This is a genomic window from Billgrantia gudaonensis (assembly GCF_900100195.1).
GTDB lineage: Bacteria > Pseudomonadota > Gammaproteobacteria > Pseudomonadales > Halomonadaceae > Halomonas > Halomonas gudaonensis.
The window spans coordinates 1-14277 of sequence record NZ_FNES01000028.1; the positions used below are offsets into that span (position 1 = coordinate 1).

Below are 14277 nucleotides of genomic sequence, written 5' to 3' on the forward strand. Positions count from 1 at the left end.
CTCCACCTGCTCGGGGTAGAGCCCACGCTCGCGGCAATAGGCGCTGAGTTCGGCCTCGTTCATCGGGGCCGTCTCCAGGACGATCTGGAATTTCTCCTGGCTGGTCCACTGGTCGGGCTCGTTCGAACGTGATGGCAAAACCTGTCCTCGTGCTCTGGCCTGTTTCCGCCAATTGTAGAGGGTTGTCGCGGTGATGCCTTCCTGCTCGGCCAGTTCCGGGATGGTTATGCTCATCGGCGGCGCCATCTTCTTGAGGATGGCTTCCTTACGCTCTGCGGGGTAACGCATGTTGATCACCTCTCAATCCGTTTAGGTGACAACTACGTTGACGCATAGGGGAGTTTAGCGCCTCGCCCCATCATTTGATAAACTTACCCGATAGTCAGTCGCCGCGGGGGCGGCTGTCAGGGATCAATATTACGGGGACCTTTGAACTTGGCCACTTGGAAGAACACCGTTCCCAACCGGGATCAACTGTATCAGGCCAAGCGTGATGCTCTGCTTCGCGAGGCGGTGAGCGCCTTTAACCAGAAGGGCTTTCACGCCACATCCATGGAAGATATCGGCAAGAGCCTTGGGGTGACCAAGGCCGCGCTCTATTATTACTTCCCGAACAAGCACGCCTTGTTGGCTGCCGCCTTCGAGCATGTATTGCAGGTGGCTTTCGAGAGCCTGGAGCAGGCTAAGCAGGGTCCTGGTACGGGGTTTGATAAGCTGAAAGCTACTATTCGTGGCTATCTGGAGTCTACGCTCAGCGAATTAAATCGTTGTGTCATTTTGACCGAGGAACACGCCTTGCAGCCGGAGCAGAGGGCTGCCATTGTAGATAAACGAGATCGGTTCGAGGAAGGGCTTCGTGAGTTAGTGCGCGAGGGAATAGCCGACGGCAGTATTATCTCTTGTGACCCCAAGCTCGCCATTTTCGCCATTTTCGGGGCTGTCAACTGGGTTCCGAAATGGTTCTCCAACGAGGGGGACTGGAATAGTGCTCAGCTGGCTTATGCCATGTCCGAACTGATTTGTCGTTCTATTGCAGCCAAGCCGACTTCCACACTGGCGTCGGATGTGTCGAGGTTGTGACTAAGGCGGCGATATTCTGTATTTCTACTATTGTAATTTTTTGTCGGTAGAAATTAAGAATCATGTGATTGTGATCAGATAGCCTATCTCTCCATTCTGGGCTTTTCGTTGTTCGTGTGCAAGTAAAGGTTCTGTTTAAAATCGTGATCTTGCAAGTTTTTTGTAATTTCGATTCGTTTTAAAAATCAACCAATGGAATGGAGTTTCCCCCGCTGTTTACCGGTGTCATTGCACCTCACTGGTGGGTGAGGAAAGTACCCTGGCATAGGGCGACTGACTCAATCACCGGCGGCTTCTTGAGCCGATCGGCAGCATGCCACCGGCCGAGCGAGAAGCGCTGTATTATGAGCAACAGGGTCAGGCCAAGAAGGCGGCCTGACTCAAACCAACGGGTCTCCGAGAAAATCGGTACGCTACAGCGAGAAATATTTAGTCTTCCGTCTTCACCAGCCACCCATCCACGATATCTGCACCGAACTCATCCTTCCACGCCTTCAGTGTCTTCTGATTGCCGCCGCGGGTCTCGACGACTTCGCCGGTGTTCGGGTTCTTGTAGATCTTCAGCTTGCGCTTGGCGCGACCGGTGCTCTTGGTGCTGCTGGAGGTCTTGTTGGCGGTCGGCGTCGGGTCCAGCAGCTTGATGACGTCGGCGGCTGACTTGTCGAACTCACGCATCAAGTCTTCGAGCTTGTCCCTGAACTCCAGCTCGGCTTTGAGGCGGTCGTCGTTCTTCAGCTTGTCGAGCTCTTCCTGAAGCTGCTTGAGCTGCTGTTCCTTCTGCATATAGGTGCTGAGAATGGACATGATGTTCCTCGTGGTGGGTGATTGTTAGGAAACATTATGGTGTCAATTTCGGCATGAATCAATGTTACTTGTCAGTTAAGCGAAGATATTTTTGACTTCAGGGATAAAGTCTTCTTCGCGACTGTGACGCTGGGTCAGGAAACTTCTCACAACCGAATTAACATTTCTTGATGCTGTCCCTGCTGGTCTCGGCAATGCTGTGTCAGTTCCTTGATTTACTGGAGTGGCAAGCATGGAGAGACACCACCCGCGCCGCTGGCTGGCTGCTTTCGGGCTATCCGCCTGCCTGGCGGGTTCCGCACTCGCTGAGCCTGCCGTCGAGGTCTTTACCACTGCCGGGGAGCCGGCCGTCAATGTGCCCTCAGGCGTGGCGGTTTTAGAGCTCGATGCGCCTGGGCGTTTGGATGCTTCGCTGTCGCAAGATCTGCCTGCAGACCCTGAAGTCGCGGAGGGCCTTATGCGAGAGCGCATGGCGAACAATGAGTGGCAAGAGACGGCCGACCGCTATGCCGATAGTTATCTCGGCTTGGTCAGGGCCTGGCAGCTGGGTGTCGAGAAAGTCCCCGCCGTGGTGATAGATGGCCGTTATGTGATCTACGGCCAGCCGGATGTGGCTGAGGCGCTGAGAGAAGCCGAGCGGATAATGGGGCAGGAGGGCCGCCGATGAGGCCCTTCAAGACGGTTGGGGCTGTGCTGGGCGGTGCGCTGCTGAGCCTGGGTGTGGTGGAGAAGCCTGCCGAGGCGCTGACGACGCCGCAGATCGTTGCCTCGTCGCTCTCCACCCAGTGCCTGGACTACCAGGTCATCGGCATCTGCGTCTGGCTCAACTGCTCCTGGTCGGGCTGCTCGATCCGCACCTCGGTGCAGGTTCGCCACTACGTCCCCGAGCTGGTGGTCTCCAGCTACGAGAACACGGGTGATAACCCCTGGTGGGAGGTGGCGGCGCTGTCGCCGCCTCTGGGTGAGGCGCTGGCCGGTGGGCAGAGCACGTCCGATGCCAACCGGGCTCGGCACGAGCACCTGCGCTTCAAGAACGTGGAAGCCATCGGCCACCCGGCCGGCGAGGCCTTCAGCAGCTTCGCCAACGCCTTCGGCATGACCTGCGCCGGGGCAGCGACGCCTTTCCAGCCCTACCACCTCTCGACCCTGGACGCCCTGGCGTGGCGCAGCGGCATTCCCGAGTCGCTCTACCCCGAGGCACTCATGCCCGGCATGCGTGAGCTGGGCCAGCCCGGCGACCTGTGGGGCAACCTCTACCCGCGCAGCGGCTTCCTGACCCAGGTGCATGATTACAAGACCGCGGCGACCACTGCCCAGCGCTCCGCCGATGTCGTCACCCGCACCGGGCAGCCCCACGTCTACACGCCGCTGGTCGCCGCCAGCCGCGACGGCTACTGGCCCCCCGGGCCGGTCAAGGAGGGCGATGCCTCGACCCATCGCTGGCAGCGCCTGACGCCCAACATGAGCAGCGCCTGCCGGGTGTGGCCGGACCGCGGCATCACCGACACCTATGATGATCGTCTGGACACGGGCGGTGACTACGCCTGGTCGCTGTGGCGCCCCTATCGCTGCTGTCAGCGCCGCGGCCAGACCCTGCTCTATGCCGCCCCCTGAAGGAGAGAAGCCGATGAAAGGATCTCGCACCCGACGCTTCACCCTCACGCCTCTGGCCGGCGCCCTGGTGGTGGGGCTGTTGTCTACCCAGGCCTCGGCGCAATCCGCCGACGCGCTCTACTACCAGATCGGCGGCGCCTCTCCCTTCAGCGTCTCCGCTGGCCGGGGCTACAACCCAAACAGCCGGGGTATCGGCATCAGCTGGAACATGAATGCCACCTGCGGCAACTTCGATATCGGCGCCACGGTCTCCAACCAGCTCAACGGCGTCACCGACGGCTTCCAGAACCTGATGGGGCAGGTCGTCCAGAACGCTCAGGGTGCCGTGGCCTCGCTGCCCGCTATGGTCATCCAGCGGGCCAACCCGGGGCTCTATGACCTGCTAAGCAATGGCGTGCTGCAGGGGCGGGTCGACTTCGACCGGGCTTCCATGTCCTGCCGCCAGATGTCCGAGCGCATGGCCGACATGGTCACCGGTCAGGGATGGCAGCAGATGGCCATGGCCGAGAGCTGGCAGAGCGCGGCACAGACCAACGCCGACGTCGTCGCGGCGCAGGAGCAGGTCGACCAGTCTGGCGGCAACCAGGGCGTGACCTGGGTGGGCGGCCAGCGTCGCGGAGGCAGCGGCCAGAAGCCGATTCGTGTGGTCGAGGACACCGCCCGCGCCGGCTACAACCTGCTGCACGGGCGTAGCGATACCACCAGCACGGCTCCCATCGCCGGCGGCGGTGGCGGCTGGGGATCGGTGGCCACCAACGAGGGCACCTGGATCGGCGGCGGTGGGCTGGCTGGGGCTTCCGGCGGAAGCGGTTCCGGCGGCTCAGGGTCAGGCAGTGGGTCAGGGAGCTGCCTGGGCGGCATGTGCACGGTCTGGCAGAGCCCGGAAGAGGCCGCCGAATGGACTCAGACGGTGATCGGCGAGCAGTCGATTCGCACCTGCGACGGCTGCGAGCGCAGCGAGACTCAGGCCGGCAGTGGTCTGGTGCGCGAGCTGGAGCGTGAGCAGCAGGAGGTCTACGGGCTGCTTCTGGGGCTGGTCGACGGCAGCGAGCCGCTGACCCCGGAGAACCTGCGCCAGGTCTCCGCCGGCGACGGCCTGACCGTCTCCCGCGGGGTGATCGAGTCGCTGCGCAGCGACCCCGAGGCCTCGCTGCTGATCCATCGCCTGAGCGGTGAGATGGCCCTGGCCAGGACGCTGACCAAGGCGCTGTGGGCGCGTCGGCTGCTGCTGGCCGGCAGCAGTGACCCGGGCATCGCCGACAACGAGCAGGGCATGTCGGCACTGGATCGCAAGCTGGTGGCCCTGGATCGGGATATCGAGTCGCTGCGCTCCGAGATGGAGATCCGCCAGGCGCTGGGCAACAGCGCTGCCGGCATCGCCTTGGAGCGCGCTTCCCGGCGCAGCCAGGGAGCCTCTCAGGGCGAGACCTTCCGGCCGGATGCGGCCCTGGACGGCCGCGGACGCCCAGCCGGTGAGGAGGGCGGCGACGGATGACACGACGGGCTTTCTCCTGGATTAATCCGGCCCGCTGGCCGTCGCTGCTGGTCGCCATGGTGGTGCTGGTCGTCATGTTCCTGCTGAGCGGTGCCATTCTGGCCATCAGCGTGCGGCTGCTGGGTGGGATCGAGGCCCACCATAGCGCCTGGCAGGCCGCCTGGCCGTGGCTGCTGGCTTGGCGGCTGAGCCTCTACGCCGCGCTGGCCCTGGTCTGGTGGCGCAAGGTGCGCCCCCGGGCGGTGGCGCGGCTGCGCCGAGACCGCGACGACGGGCGCCAGGCGCTTGCCAAGCTCCGACGGCTCGAGCTGATGGCCCTGGGCATCCTGGTCCTGCTGGAAGTCACCAACCTGATCAACCAGCTGGGAGGTGCCTGATGGGAGGCCCGCTAACCGCGCCGCTGGTGGTGTTCGACTACTTCGCCAACGCCATGACGCTGCTGGGCTGGATCATCAACAACGCTATCTGGAACGTCATGGTCGGCACCGGCATCGCCGCGGTGCCGTTCATTACCCTGGTGCTCTCCGAGTGGTTCAAGGCCCGGCAGGAGGGCGACGAGGCGGGGACCAAGGGCATCCTCACGGTGAACCGCATCGAGACCCGGCTCTACGCCATGATCCTGGCCTACGCCTTCACCTGCCTGCCGCTGCTGCAGGTCCAGCTGGCCACCGCCGATATCGACGAGAGCCGCTCGCTGGAGTGCGGCACCCGCCAGTTCGCCGCCGGCGGCTGGTCCGAGGGGGCGTTCGGCGCGACCGAGAGTTCGATCGGTGGCCAGCAGGCGAGGATTCCGCTGTGGTGGGCGGGGGTGCATGCGGTGTCCCACGGGCTCACCGCTGCGGCGATCCACGCCATTCCCTGCTCGACGGACTTCGAGTCCATCCGCATGGAGCTGGACCTGCACACCATCGAGGATCCCGGGCTGGAGCAGGAGGTGGGCGAATTTCAGCGACAGTGCTTCGGCCCGGCGCGCAACCGCCTGCTGCAGGAGGGTGGTGCCATCGAAGCGACCCGCGCCATGGACGTGGACTGGATCGGCTCGAACTACTTCCAGACCACCCCTGGCTACTACGACAGCTTCTACGCCGGGCGGCCCATCGCCGGCTTCCCCTACGATGCCGACCGGGATGTCTCCCGGCCCAACACCGGCCCCGGCCTGCCCGGCTATCCCTCCTGCCAGGAGTGGTGGTCAGCGGAGAACGTAGGCCTGAGGTCCCGGCTGCATGACGAGGTGAGCACAGGATTCTGGGATGACTTCCGCAGCGTCTTCACCAGCAGCGAGGCCGAGGACTACGTGATCCGGCGCCTGGTCAGCCCCCGCTCGGGTGCGGCCAGCGGCAACCTCGATCAGGCCGTGGTGGGCTTTCGCGGCCTGGATGGCGGCAGCAGCTTCTGGGATGCCACCGTCACAGCCGGCTCCGCCATTGGCGGCACCCTGTCGATCCTGCCCTTCCAGGCCGGCATGGACATGCTCAAGCAGGCGCTGCCGATGGTGCAGGGCATCCTGGTGATGGCCATCATCATCTGCCTGCCGTTCGTGATGGTCATCTCCAGCTACAGCTTCAAGGTCGCCGGCATGGCCACCTTCGGGCTGTTCGCCATGTGGTTCCTGACCTTCTGGTGGGAGCTCGCCCGCTGGATCAACGCGAACCTGGTGGATCTGCTCTACCGCAGCGATGCCGCCAAGCTGAGCTGGCTCTCCGCCGCTAACAACCTCTATGACCGCATGGTGCTGCAGTTCGTGGAGGGGATGATGTTTCTGGTGCTGCCGACCTTATGGGTGGCGGTGTTGGGCTGGGCAGGGATGAAGGTCGGAAGCGAGCTCGCAAGAGGTATCGGCGACGGTGGTGGGAAGACGGCTCAGGGCGCAGGAAAGCAGGGAGGAGACAAGATTCAGTCCAGGTCCTGACCAGTGGTTACCCCGAGCTCTCAGTACTCTGGGTCAGATGAGTACGGAGACCCGCCTGGATCGCTGGAGCCAGGACCGTAGCGAAGATGGTCTGGCACATCCTCACTGTCTTCGCTTGCCGAGGTGTGCTGCAGCATCCCCTGAGCTACACCCCCGGCCACCATGGCGGCACCGCCGACTATCTTGCCGGCCCCACGGGCGATGCGCCGCCACCCTTCCTGGGTGGTGGCGGTCTGAGCGGTTGACTTGGCCATGCCAGTAGCTGAGTCGCGCAGCTTGCGCAGCGAGTCCGCCGTGCTCGTCTGGGTATGCCAGCCATCGGACCAGCCATCCTGTTGCCCCCCGTGGCGGGCCTTCTGAGCAGCCTGGCGGCCAGCGCTGCCGGCACGGGCCAGAAGTGATTTCAAAGCCATGGGCGTCCCTCCCTTGGTACATCAGCTCTCTAGCATAGACCTCGCAAGGGGGAAGCTCCAGTGGGCTCAGCCGAGGGATGCGAGGTGTTCGATGGTCTCAGGATACTTCTGGACCAGGCGGATGAGGGTCTTGGCCTGAGCGTTGGGCTTTGCGCGGCCTTGCTCCCAGTTCTCCAGCGTCCTGGCGTTGGTGCGGAGATACATGGCGAATACCGGGCGAGACATATGCAGCCGTTCCCGTAGCTCGATGAGCTCGCTGGCTGTGACGTCGGGAACCTCCTCCAGTGCTACGGAGTGAGAGCGCAGCGTGCGCTTGCCTTTGCGCTCATCCGCCAGAGCATCAAAGCCCTCGACGAGTTCGTCAAAGATGTTGCGGCCCATGGTCATGTCCTCGCGTTGAGCTCCGCATCCAGCAGCTGTTTCAGGGTCTTGCGCTGGGCTGGCGTCAGGTCATCCTGTGAATCCTTGTCGTACAAGGTGAACAACCAGAATTGGGAGCCACCCAGCCACCAGTAGTAGATGATGCGAACACCGCCCCGTTTGCCCTTCTGCCGCTTGGGGTCGCTGAACCGGACCTTGCGCAGCCCTCCTGTTCCCTGGATGACGTCACCGGCCGCGGGGTTCTTGAGCAAGAAACTCTGGAAGGCACGAAACGCGACGTCGTCGAAGTAGGTGGAGCGATGCCGCTCGAAGGCCGGCAGCTCGACAAAAATTGCTTTCATAAAGTGTACGTAGATTGCGTATAGTTTTGCTGCAGCGCCAGAGAATGTCAAGCGCGCAGGATGGTCAGCCTAGCGGTATTACATCAGTAAAAGGTGAAAAGGCCAAAGGGTAGAAAGGTGGAAGGGAAGGGGAGATCAAGGGGAAGGGGCTTGCCCGGAAAAGCAGGGAGGAGTGAGAGGGGAACCCCAAAGGGCTGAAAGGGCAAAGGATTGCTTCCGGGGCATCGGTGCTGCTCGACAGGGTCACTGCCACCCTGAGCCCGCAGCTGTCTCTAGAAGGAAAACTTCACCGCTGCAGAAAGGAGCCCAGCTAACCTTCTGAATCTGCTGTTTCTTACGCCGCTTTTGGTGCCCCGCCTTCAGCAAGATCTCGCAGCAGTGCAGAATGAAGGACTGACTGCATTTGCCGACAAGGAGGTCGCCGTGGGCTTTCGCTTCCAGCGCCGCATCACCTTAGCCCCGGGCATTCGACTCAACCTGAGTAAGCGTGGTCTCGGCCTCTCGGTGGGCCCGAGGGGAGCCAGCCTCAGCGTAGGGCCGAGCGGCGTGCACGGCCATGCGGGAATTCCCGGCACCGGCTTGGGCTATCGGCAGAAGCTCAACCCCCGGAACCGCCATGTGTCTGGATCTAGCGGTGGCGCCGGGCGTTCCAGTCCCGCTGACGGGCTGGATGCGCTGCTATCACAGGGTGAATCGCTTCCGGTGCAGCTCGAGATCGATGCCCAGGGCGGCATCCATTACTTCCACGGTGACGGCACACCCATGAGGGATGACGAGGCCCGCGTATTGCGGCGGCATGCCAGGGAGTCCCTGCGTGTGCAGTTGGCACAACACTGCGAACGTCTCAACGCCGACCTTGATCGCCTCGGAAAGCTGCACGAGGACGCCCCTCACCCGCACCATAACGGTTACACCACCCAGGGTTTCACCGAAGCGCCACCGTCACCTCCGGAGCTGAGTCCGCCTGTCTGGTGGCATTTGCTGTGGCCGCCGGCCAAGCGACAGGTGGCAATGGAGAATCAGCGACGCCAGGCTGTCTTCGAGGAAGCCTACCGTAGTTGGGAGTGGCGCAAGGCGGAGCACGATGCGGCAGAGTTTGCCCGCCAACAGCGCGAGAGCGAAGGCGTGATGCATGACCTCGATGCAATGGCGCAGACCCTGGGCGAGCGGCTGGAGGAGATCGACTGGCCCCGTGAAACGGCCATCGACTTCGACCTCGGTAGCGATGTGAGCACCATCGCGGTCGACATCGACCTCCCGAGCGAGGACGAGATGCCGGACCGCTACTGGACCATGCCAGCCAAGCAGGTAAAGCTGACGCCACGCAAGCTGAGTGACACCCGGCAGCGCAAACTTTACCGGGACCATGTCCACGGGATCGCGTTTCGCGTGCTGGGAGCCGTCTTCGCCCGCTTGCCGACGGTGCAAGAGGCCCGGGTTTCGGGTTGCCGCCAGGTCACTGACGCCGCTACGGGCGGCGAACGGGATCAGTACCTCTACAGCGTCAAGGTCTCCCGCAGCCAGTGGGAGAAGATCCACTTCGACAAGCTGGATCAGGTCGACCCGGTTGCCGCCGTGGAGGCTTTCGCGCTGCGCCGTGACATGACCAAGACCGGCATCTTCCGTGACATCGAGCCATTCAAGCTGGTGTGAAGGGCGGGAAACGGTGCGTCAGTGACCAAGCCGCTGCGCTTCATGATACTAAGCCCTTGCTATAAGCTTGAGGCCATTGCTCAACCAGAATGACGAGACCGCCCTTAGGCGGCCAGGGAACCGCAGGGGAGCCGTATCATGGAGATCATCGACAACGTCAGCCGGCTGCTCGGCGACGACCTGAAGGATACCCTGCGGCCCGGTGCCCGTCTCAAGATCGCAGCCTCCTGCTTCTCGATCTTCGCCTATGAGGCGCTCAAGGATGAGCTGGAAGCGCTGGACTCGGTCGAGTTCATCTTTACCTCACCAACCTTCGTCCCGGACCAGGCCAGCGACAAGTTCCGCAAGGAGCACCGCGAGTTCCACATCCCCAAGGCGGAGCGCGAACGCAGCGTCCACGGCAATGAATTCGAGATCCAGCTCAAGAACAAGCTGACCCAGCGGGCCATCGCCCGCGAGTGTGCCGACTGGATGCGCCGTAAGGCCCGCTTTCGCTCCAACCGTGGCCAGGCCGCCATGCAGCCCTTTGCCGGCGTTGCAGCCTCAGGCGGCGATACGGTCTACATGCCCCTGCAGGGCTTCACGGCGGTGGACCTGGGCTACCAGCAGGGCAACGCGGTCTCCAACTTCGTCACTCGCTTCAGCGAGCCAGCGCACACCTCCCAGTTCATGGCTCTCTTTGACCAGCTGTGGCGGGACGAGGATAAGCTCGAGGACGTCACCGAACGGCTGCGTGAGCATATCGCCTCGGTCTACCGGGAGAACCCGCCAGAGCGGATCTACTTCCTTATGCTCTACCACATCTTCCACGAGTTCCTGGAAGACATCAGCGAGGACGTGCTGCCCAACGACCGCACCGGCTACCAGGACAGCGTTATCTGGCAGAAACTGTTCAACTTCCAGCGCGACGCGGCCACGGGTGTCATCAACAAGCTGGAGACCTACAACGGCTGCATCCTGGCCGACAGCGTGGGCCTCGGGAAGACCTTTACCGCCCTGGCGGTCATCAAGTACTACGAGCTGCGCAACCGCTCCGTGTTGGTGCTGTGCCCCAAGAAGCTCGCCGACAACTGGCTGACCTACAATCGCAACCTGACCACCAACGTGTTGGCCCAGGACCGCCTGAACTTCGATGTGCTGTGCCATACCGACCTGCAGCGCACCCGTGGCGAATCCTTCGGCATGCCGCTAGATCGCGTCAACTGGGGCAACTACGACCTGGTGGTGATCGACGAGTCGCACAACTTCCGCAACAACGACGTCTACAAGGATCGCGAGACTCGCTACCAGAAGCTGATGAATCAGGTGATCCGAGCCGGGGTGAAGACCAAGGTGCTGATGCTCTCGGCCACGCCGGTCAATAATCGCTTCACCGATCTGAAGAACCAGCTGGCGTTGGCCTACGAAGGCGAAGCCGAGAACCTTACACGCCATCTCAGCGGTGCCAAGGACATCGAGGGTATCTTCCGGCGTGCCCAGGCCACCTTCAACGAGTGGTCGGCGCTCCCACCGGAGAAGCGCACTACGGGTGCCATCCTGCAGGCGCTAGACTTCGACTTCTTCGAGCTGTTGGACAGCGTCACCATTGCCCGCTCACGCCGGCATATCGAAACCTTCTACGACACCAGCGATATCGGCAGTTTCCCGGAGCGACTCAAGCCGCTCTCGTTTCACTGTCCGCTAACTCATCGGCCCGACGTGATCGGCTTCAACGAGATCTTTCAGCAGCTGTCCCAGCTCAAGCTCTCGGTCTACGCCCCGATCAGCTACATCCTGCCCAGCCGCCTCAAGAAGTACGAGGAGATGTACGACACCGAAGTGTCCAGTGGGGGCGGTAGCTTCAGGCAGGTGGACCGGGAGAAGAGCCTTCAGGCCCTGATGACGACCAATCTGCTCAAGCGCCTGGAGAGCTCGGTGGCGGCGTTTCGCCTGACCCTGGAAGGGCTGCAGGATAGCTACCAGACCATCCTGGATAAGATTGCGGCCTTCAAACAGACTGGCCGTTCGGAGAGCTTCGCGGATATCACCGCGTCCTTCGAAGATGCCGACCCCGACGACGACAGCATTCCCATGCCGGGCGATACCACGGTGGGCAAGAAGGTCCAGATTAGCCTGGAGGACATGGACCTGCCGTCCTGGGAGCATGACCTGAGCACCGACCTGGTGTGGATCGAGCTGCTGCTGGAGGAAATGGCCAAGGTCACCCCGTCCGACGATGCCAAGCTGCAGCACCTCAAGACGCAGATTGCCAGCAAGCTGGCCTCGCCGATCAACCCTGGCAACCGCAAGGTGATGATCTTCACCGCCTTCGCGGACACCGCCAAGTACCTCTACGTCAACCTGGCGCCGGTCCTGTTAGAGAGCCAAGGCGTGCACACCGGCCTGGTGACCGGCAGCGACGCCCCGAAATCAACCCTTGGGGCCATGCCGGGTAGCCGCCAGCACTATGACTTCCAAGGCCTGCTGACGCTGTTCGCCCCGCAGGCCAAGAGCAAGGCCATGGTATACCCAGGTGAGCCCCGCGAGCTGGACATCCTGATCGGGACCGACTGCATCTCGGAAGGCCAGAACCTGCAGGACTGCGACTACCTGATCAACTACGACATCCACTGGAACCCGGTGCGCATCATCCAGCGCTTCGGGCGCATCGACCGCATCGGCTCGCCCAACGCCAGCATCCAGCTGGTTAACTACTGGCCGGACATCAGTCTGGACGAGTACATCAATCTCAAGGAGCGCGTCGAGAACCGCATGGTGATCGCCGACGTCACCGCCACCGGCGACGACAACGTGCTCAATGCCCAGTCCAACGATGTTGCCTACCGGCGCGAGCAGCTGCGCCGGCTGCAAGATGAAGTGGTGGAGATGGAAGACCTCAAGTCTGGCGTGTCGATCACCGACCTGGGCCTGAATGAATTCCGCATGGACCTGCTGGGCTATATGAAGGAGAACGGCGACCTGAGCCGTATTCCCAATGGGCTGCATACCGTGGTGCCAGCCCGCCCCGAGAAGGGCCTGCAGCCTGGTGTCATATTCACCCTGCGCAACCTCAATCAGCGGGTAGGTCACCAAGAGAGTGGCCTGCAGCAGCAGAACCGCCTGCATCCTTTCTACCTGGTCTACATCAGCCACACCGGCGAGGTGATCAGCGACTATACCGAGGTCAAGCGCCTGCTCGACCTGGCACGTACTGCGTGCAAGGGGCTGAGCGAGCCCGTCGAAGCCGTCTATCGTGCCTTCAATGAGGAAACCCAGGATGGCCGGGAGATGCACGCCTATTCGGCGTTACTGGATCAGTCCATCCGCTCGATGATCGATGTGAAGGAGGATAAGGACATCGACAGCCTGTTCAGCGGTGGCGAGACCACGGCGCTGGTCGATACCATCGAAGGGCTCGACGACTTCGAGCTGATCACCTTCATCGTCATTCGTGAGGCGGGCTCAGCCACCGAGACGGGCAGGGAGCACCATGCGGCCAGCAGGGGAAGTGAGACGAAAGAACCATGACAGCACCCCTCTACCAGTACCCTGCCAAGACGCTGCTCGGTCGCGTGGTGGCCAAGCAGCGCATCCTGGCGCATGTGCGGGCCACCGCCAAGCTCAGGGAGCGCCTGCGGGATGATGTCACTCAGATCACCTGGCATGCCAAGCTCGCCCATAGCACGCTCAATCTTCCTGGCACCGATGACGTGCCGGAGCTGCAGGTCTTCGTGATTACCCTCAAGGGCGATGACCTGCACCGAGACGTGCTGCGGGCAATCGACCGCGCCATTCCCTTTCCGATCCTGTTCGAGCTACACGGCGCCCGCGGCATCCGTGTCACCGCCGCCTACAAGCGACCCAGTCAGGCCGACCCCAGCAAGTGGGTGCTTGATGACCACTATGCTAGCAGCGACTGGCTGCCAGCTGAGACGCCGCGGCAGCCGCTGCCCACGGCCATCGACCTGAACCAGCTCTATCAGCAGCTGCTGCGCAGCCTGCTTCCCACGTCGGCGCGTCAGGGCGAAGCCCTGCCGGATCAGCTGGAACGACTCAAGGCACTGGAATCCCTCAAGAGAGGCGCCGCCAAGCTCGAGAAGCGCCTGTGCAACGAGAAACAGTTTAACCGCAAGGTCGAGATCAACGCCGAACTACGCTCTATCCGCGATAAAATTGCCGATTATGACACCTGATCATGACCACAGAGTTTTGGAGATACGTGACGCCATGGAAAAACTTAAAATGCACAGCCCTGATCTGAGCCAGAACAATATCGCCAAGATTCGTGAACTGATCTTACCCAGCAATCGTGGACACCGATCTAAGCGATCACTCGGGCCTCGAAGGCCTCTGGGCTGATCATCCCAATCGCACTGTGCCGGCGCTGCCGGTTGTAGTCCATCTCGATGTACTCGAACACTTGCCGCCGCATGGCGTCCCGGGTCTCGAAACGCTCGCCATGGATCGCCTCGACCTTCAGGCTATGGAAGAAGCTCTCGGCGCACGCGTTGTCGTAGCAATTGCCCTTGGCACTCATGCTGCACTTCAGCTCGTGCTGGATCACCAGTGACTGGTACAGGGTCGAACAATACTGGCTGCCGCGATCCG

At 62.2% G+C, this 14277-nt stretch carries 15 protein-coding genes; 9 read left to right on the top strand and 6 right to left on the bottom strand.

The genetic code is table 11. The features are described from left to right. The coding region (locus BLP96_RS20015) for a transposase (RefSeq protein ID WP_143005058.1) at positions 1 to 288 on the bottom strand (288 nt) is incomplete at its 3' end. A gap of 147 nt (positions 289 to 435) precedes the next feature. Here BLP96_RS20015 and BLP96_RS19210 point away from each other — a divergent pair. Then, entirely contained in the window at positions 436 to 1080 is a 645-nt protein-coding gene (locus BLP96_RS19210; RefSeq protein ID WP_089689159.1) for a TetR/AcrR family transcriptional regulator, read from the top strand. Between the two features lie 429 nt (positions 1081 to 1509). Here BLP96_RS19210 and BLP96_RS19215 read toward each other — a convergent pair whose 3' ends face one another. Then, a complete protein-coding gene (locus BLP96_RS19215) occupies positions 1510 to 1884 on the bottom strand; it encodes a histone-like nucleoid-structuring protein, MvaT/MvaU family (protein ID WP_089689147.1) in 375 nt (124 codons plus the stop codon). Between the two features lie 232 nt (positions 1885 to 2116). Here BLP96_RS19215 and BLP96_RS19220 point away from each other — a divergent pair, with 232 nt between their 5' ends. Genes BLP96_RS19220 through BLP96_RS19240 form a run of 5 tightly spaced genes read left to right on the top strand, consistent with a single transcriptional unit; the run spans position 2117 to position 6902 of the window. Continuing rightward, the gene (locus BLP96_RS19220; protein WP_089689148.1) at positions 2117 to 2551 is read left to right on the top strand and encodes a TIGR03757 family integrating conjugative element protein; all 435 of its coding nucleotides are present in this window, start codon (positions 2117 to 2119) and stop codon (positions 2549 to 2551) included. Next, positions 2548 to 3498, top strand: coding sequence for a TIGR03756 family integrating conjugative element protein (locus BLP96_RS19225; RefSeq protein ID WP_089689149.1), 951 nt, complete (start codon positions 2548 to 2550; stop codon positions 3496 to 3498). The genes BLP96_RS19220 and BLP96_RS19225 overlap by 4 nt, the downstream gene beginning before the upstream one ends. Before the next feature lie 13 nt (positions 3499 to 3511). Continuing rightward, on the top strand, positions 3512 to 4993 hold the full coding sequence (locus BLP96_RS19230) for an integrating conjugative element protein (RefSeq protein ID WP_089689150.1): 1482 nt from the start codon (positions 3512 to 3514) through the stop codon (positions 4991 to 4993). After that, positions 4990 to 5370 (top strand): hypothetical protein, encoded by a 381-nt coding sequence (locus BLP96_RS19235; protein WP_089689151.1) that lies wholly within the window; start codon positions 4990 to 4992, stop codon positions 5368 to 5370. Before BLP96_RS19230 ends, BLP96_RS19235 begins: the two co-directional genes overlap by 4 nt. After that, positions 5370 to 6902: a conjugal transfer protein TraG N-terminal domain-containing protein gene (locus BLP96_RS19240; RefSeq protein ID WP_089689152.1), complete on the top strand. Its 1533-nt coding sequence runs from the start codon at positions 5370 to 5372 to the stop codon at positions 6900 to 6902. Before BLP96_RS19235 ends, BLP96_RS19240 begins: the two co-directional genes overlap by 1 nt. 20 nt (positions 6903 to 6922) lie before the next feature. On the opposite strand, the gene BLP96_RS19245 is transcribed toward BLP96_RS19240, so the two are convergent. The 3 genes from BLP96_RS19245 to BLP96_RS19255 form a co-directional block, all read right to left on the bottom strand. Next, positions 6923 to 7315 (bottom strand): hypothetical protein, encoded by a 393-nt coding sequence (locus BLP96_RS19245; RefSeq protein WP_089689153.1) that lies wholly within the window; start codon positions 7313 to 7315, stop codon positions 6923 to 6925. Positions 7316 to 7381: 66 nt separating this feature from the next. Next, on the bottom strand, positions 7382 to 7696 hold the full coding sequence (locus tag BLP96_RS19250; protein ID WP_089689154.1) for a helix-turn-helix domain-containing protein: 315 nt from the start codon (positions 7694 to 7696) through the stop codon (positions 7382 to 7384). Positions 7697 to 7698: 2 nt separating this feature from the next. Further along, the gene (locus tag BLP96_RS19255; RefSeq protein ID WP_089689155.1) at positions 7699 to 8037 is read right to left on the bottom strand and encodes a toxin; all 339 of its coding nucleotides are present in this window, start codon (positions 8035 to 8037) and stop codon (positions 7699 to 7701) included. Positions 8038 to 8460: 423 nt separating this feature from the next. Between BLP96_RS19255 and BLP96_RS19260 the strand changes: the two genes are divergently transcribed. The 3 genes from BLP96_RS19260 to BLP96_RS19270 all read left to right on the top strand — a co-directional run bounded on the left by BLP96_RS19260 (position 8461) and on the right by BLP96_RS19270 (position 13862). Then, entirely contained in the window at positions 8461 to 9690 is a 1230-nt protein-coding gene (locus BLP96_RS19260) for a DUF4236 domain-containing protein (protein ID WP_089689156.1), read from the top strand. A gap of 138 nt (positions 9691 to 9828) precedes the next feature. Then, a complete protein-coding gene (locus tag BLP96_RS19265; RefSeq protein ID WP_089689157.1) occupies positions 9829 to 13197 on the top strand; it encodes a helicase-related protein in 3369 nt (1122 codons plus the stop codon). Further along, complete coding sequence (locus BLP96_RS19270) at positions 13194 to 13862, top strand: DUF4391 domain-containing protein (RefSeq protein WP_089689158.1); 669 nt, start codon at positions 13194 to 13196, stop codon at positions 13860 to 13862. The genes BLP96_RS19265 and BLP96_RS19270 overlap by 4 nt, the downstream gene beginning before the upstream one ends. Before the next feature lie 128 nt (positions 13863 to 13990). On the opposite strand, the gene BLP96_RS19275 is transcribed toward BLP96_RS19270, so the two are convergent. Further along, positions 13991 to 14277: IS3 family transposase (locus BLP96_RS19275; protein ID WP_143005153.1), on the bottom strand; the 287-nt coding region annotated here is incomplete at its 5' end.

What these genes read in the sequence shown, in the direction of transcription:
- BLP96_RS19215 (WP_089689147.1), bottom strand. Translation starts at nt 1,884, where the DNA reads ATGTCCATTCTCAGCACCTATATGCAGAAGGAACAGCAGCTCAAGCAG.
- BLP96_RS19220 (WP_089689148.1), top strand. Translation starts at nt 2,117, where the DNA reads ATGGAGAGACACCACCCGCGCCGCTGGCTGGCTGCTTTCGGGCTATCC.
- BLP96_RS19225 (WP_089689149.1), top strand. Translation starts at nt 2,548, where the DNA reads ATGAGGCCCTTCAAGACGGTTGGGGCTGTGCTGGGCGGTGCGCTGCTG.
- BLP96_RS19230 (WP_089689150.1), top strand. Translation starts at nt 3,512, where the DNA reads ATGAAAGGATCTCGCACCCGACGCTTCACCCTCACGCCTCTGGCCGGC.
- BLP96_RS19235 (WP_089689151.1), top strand. Translation starts at nt 4,990, where the DNA reads ATGACACGACGGGCTTTCTCCTGGATTAATCCGGCCCGCTGGCCGTCG.
- BLP96_RS19240 (WP_089689152.1), top strand. Translation starts at nt 5,370, where the DNA reads ATGGGAGGCCCGCTAACCGCGCCGCTGGTGGTGTTCGACTACTTCGCC.
- BLP96_RS19245 (WP_089689153.1), bottom strand. Translation starts at nt 7,315, where the DNA reads ATGGCTTTGAAATCACTTCTGGCCCGTGCCGGCAGCGCTGGCCGCCAG.
- BLP96_RS19250 (WP_089689154.1), bottom strand. Translation starts at nt 7,696, where the DNA reads ATGGGCCGCAACATCTTTGACGAACTCGTCGAGGGCTTTGATGCTCTG.
- BLP96_RS19255 (WP_089689155.1), bottom strand. Translation starts at nt 8,037, where the DNA reads ATGAAAGCAATTTTTGTCGAGCTGCCGGCCTTCGAGCGGCATCGCTCC.
- BLP96_RS19265 (WP_089689157.1), top strand. Translation starts at nt 9,829, where the DNA reads ATGGAGATCATCGACAACGTCAGCCGGCTGCTCGGCGACGACCTGAAG.
- BLP96_RS19270 (WP_089689158.1), top strand. Translation starts at nt 13,194, where the DNA reads ATGACAGCACCCCTCTACCAGTACCCTGCCAAGACGCTGCTCGGTCGC.